Genomic DNA, 237 nt, shown 5'->3' with positions numbered 1-237 from the left:
CTTACGCCGCAGCCGCCGTCGTGGACCGCGAAAATGCCCGTTCGGCATCATAATGGGACCGATGCCGCAAACACGCCCACGCGATGCGCAAGAGTTTACAGGCCAGCGCGATTAACGCCGCTTTCGGCGCCAGGCGCTCCCGAAGTTCCCGATAGCGTGCCCGCGCGGGACCCTCGTGGGCAATGGCCACCAGCGCCGCCTGATACAACACCTGCCGGGCTTGCGGTTTCCCCCGTT

The 237-nt window shown here is 65.8% G+C and carries 1 pseudogene; it reads right to left on the bottom strand.

The annotated features are described in order from the left end of the window. Position 1: 1 nt before the first annotated feature. A pseudogene (locus HIJ39_RS23575) lies at positions 2–237 on the bottom strand (hypothetical protein); the annotation flags it as partial.

The organism is Sulfobacillus harzensis (genome assembly GCF_012933365.1).
Lineage (GTDB): Bacteria > Bacillota > Sulfobacillia > Sulfobacillales > Sulfobacillaceae > Sulfobacillus_B > Sulfobacillus_B harzensis.
This window is presented reverse-complemented; position numbering and strand designations above follow the sequence as displayed.